The 2,225-nt window shown below is 54.6% G+C and carries 3 protein-coding genes; 1 reads left to right on the top strand and 2 read right to left on the bottom strand.

Translation table 11 applies throughout. The features are described 5' to 3' along the window. Nucleotides 1–173 (bottom strand): transposase (locus MBELCI_RS18645; RefSeq protein WP_045320535.1); only part of this gene is annotated, 173 nt, incomplete at its 3' end. Between the two features lie 150 nt (nucleotides 174–323). Then, nucleotides 324–1,253, bottom strand: a complete 930-nt coding sequence (locus MBELCI_RS18640; protein ID WP_235047705.1) for a LysR family transcriptional regulator — start codon at nucleotides 1,251–1,253, stop codon at nucleotides 324–326. 103 nt (nucleotides 1,254–1,356) lie between these two features. Here MBELCI_RS18640 and MBELCI_RS18635 point away from each other — a divergent pair, with 103 nt between their 5' ends. Next, nucleotides 1,357–2,076 (top strand): putative quinol monooxygenase, encoded by a 720-nt coding sequence (locus MBELCI_RS18635; RefSeq protein WP_045320533.1) that lies wholly within the window; start codon nucleotides 1,357–1,359, stop codon nucleotides 2,074–2,076. Nucleotides 2,077–2,225 lie beyond the last annotated feature (149 nt).

Raw genomic sequence — 2,225 nt, 5'->3', positions numbered from 1 at the left:
GCCTTCAGCCGCCGCATCTCGTCGGGCAGCAACCCGCCATAGCGCTTCTTCCAATTGAAGTAGGTCGCCTGACTGATCCCGGCCTTGCGGCAGATCTCCGCCACCGGCGTGCCCGCCTCTCCCTGCTTCAGAATGAACGCCTTCTGCGCCTCAGTGAACTTCGATGCCTTCATCGTTCTCAGCTCCTCTCCCAGCCAGGAAAGCTTAGCCGAAAACTCCAGTTTCAGACGGTCGCGTTTTCAGGGGGCAGAGCACACGAAAGCATCGTTTGAGCCCTAATTGCAGAATGATACACGATGCGCCCGGGTCGATAACCGGCGTCGTTATGCTGGCGTGCGCATAATCTCACGGATCAGATCATTTGTTTCTGATCTCGTCGTTTGGTGCCGATATCGAACGGCCAAAACAGTTCGTGTTATTTCAAGGCCATCGATGGGTTTCGACACCAGGCCCATGTCTGATGGAATAGCGGTGGCTGGTAGGATCACCGCACCCGAACCCTGCCGGGCAAGTTCGATTAACCAATCCACGCGATTTGACCGATAGGCCGCGTAGAGGTCGTAACCTTGATCTGCGCAGGTTCCATGTAAAGTATCCCGCATTTCGCAATTCAGTCTGTCAAGCATGTCAGTTTGAGCAAGCGTCGAAAGAAAAATTGTATTTAGTTCAGACAATGGATGCGACTTTGACACCACGACCTTGTAGTCCTCTTCATAGAGAATGTCTATACGATAGAGGTCTTCACTGACCTTGTCCGCGGTGACGACAACGTCAAAGTCACCATCTCGCAACCCAGAAAGAAGCTCGTGGGATGACGCAACGATCAATTCGATTTCGGCTTGCGGCACGCGCTTGCGCATACGCTCCATAGCTGCCGAAATTCTGCTGTGGCCAATCGTTTCGCCGACACCGACAGTGATAGGAACTCGCTCCAACCGCATATGACGGACTGCCTCGGCCTTCGCCTGTCGCGTCTCGTCGTATATTTTCTGCAATCTTGGCTGCACGAGTTTTCCCAGCGCGGTCAGCCTGCAGCCTGCACGGTCTCTGACAAACAGGTCACCTCCAAGTTCGTCTTCAAGTTTCTTGACCGCAGTCGTCAAGGAAGGTTGGGAGACATTGGAGGCACTGGCCGCGTGGGTGAAGTTTCGGTGCTCGCAGACAGCGAGAAAGTATCTGATCTGGTTCATTTCCATCGCCGCATTCTCCGTCACATCTCCGGCCGCGCCATCAAAACAAGTTCGATAGTCCATGTCTATCAAAGAATAGCATTTCGGAATTTGAGTCCACCGCATCCGGCATGGGACAAGAGTGCATCGAAACCAAACACGATGCACTTCAAAGCAGGGGCCGACCATGAAATCGCAAATTCTTCAGACACTCGCCGCACTGGCTCTGATCGCAACTTCTGCAACTGCACAGGACAATCCAATGGAAAATCATACCGCCAGCTACATCGCCATGCCCGCCGCCGAAGGCCAGTCCGAAGCTTTCGCGGAGTTTCTGGCGGGTGCCGCACCTATCGTGCGGGACACAGAGCCGGGCACCGTCCTTTGGTTTGCTCTGCAAGCCAACGATACGCTCGCAATCTTTGACATCTTTGCAGATGAAGAGGCACGGAACGCTCACTTCTCAGGAGCGGTTGCTGCGGCTTTGAACCAAAACGCCGACACACTGGTCGACGGAGGATGGGACGAAGGTGTTGTCGCGAATATCAACAACTCCGATGTCCTGTCGGTCAAGGCGCCGGTTGATCTCACCACGGCAACGACCGCAACTTACATCAAGCTTGAAGCTGCGCCGGGGAAAGGCCGCGAATTGGCAGCCTTGCTGACCGCCGCCGGCCCCATCGTCGCAGATACCGAACCCATGACATTGTTCTGGGCGGCGCTGCAAATTGACGAGAACAACTTTGCCATCTTCGACATCTTTGCCGACGATGCTGGCCGCGAAGCGCATTTTGCCGGACAGGTCGCCGGGCTACTGAATGAAAGGGCTTCGGAATTGGTCTCGGGCGGATGGGACGATGGTGTGGTGGCAAACGTCCGCAATTTCGACATCCTTGCTGCCAAGTAATCTCGAGCTGCGTTAACAAAGAAGTGCCCGGTGCAACCCATCGGGCACTTTGCTATTTGAGTTGAGAGTAAAGCCAAGTCGGTCGATTAACCGCAGCGAAATGGCATTTTATCCCAGTCTGCTGATGCTTACCTGTCCCATCCCGGATG

The organism is Limimaricola cinnabarinus LL-001 (genome assembly GCF_000466965.1).
GTDB lineage: Bacteria > Pseudomonadota > Alphaproteobacteria > Rhodobacterales > Rhodobacteraceae > Limimaricola > Limimaricola cinnabarinus.
The sequence above is the reverse complement of the archived record's forward strand: the minus strand, read 5'-3'. Positions and strand labels throughout refer to the sequence as shown.

What these genes read in the sequence shown, in the direction of transcription:
- MBELCI_RS18640 (WP_235047705.1), bottom strand. Translation starts at nt 1,253, where the DNA reads ATGGACTATCGAACTTGTTTTGATGGCGCGGCCGGAGATGTGACGGAG.
- MBELCI_RS18635 (WP_045320533.1), top strand. Translation starts at nt 1,357, where the DNA reads ATGAAATCGCAAATTCTTCAGACACTCGCCGCACTGGCTCTGATCGCA.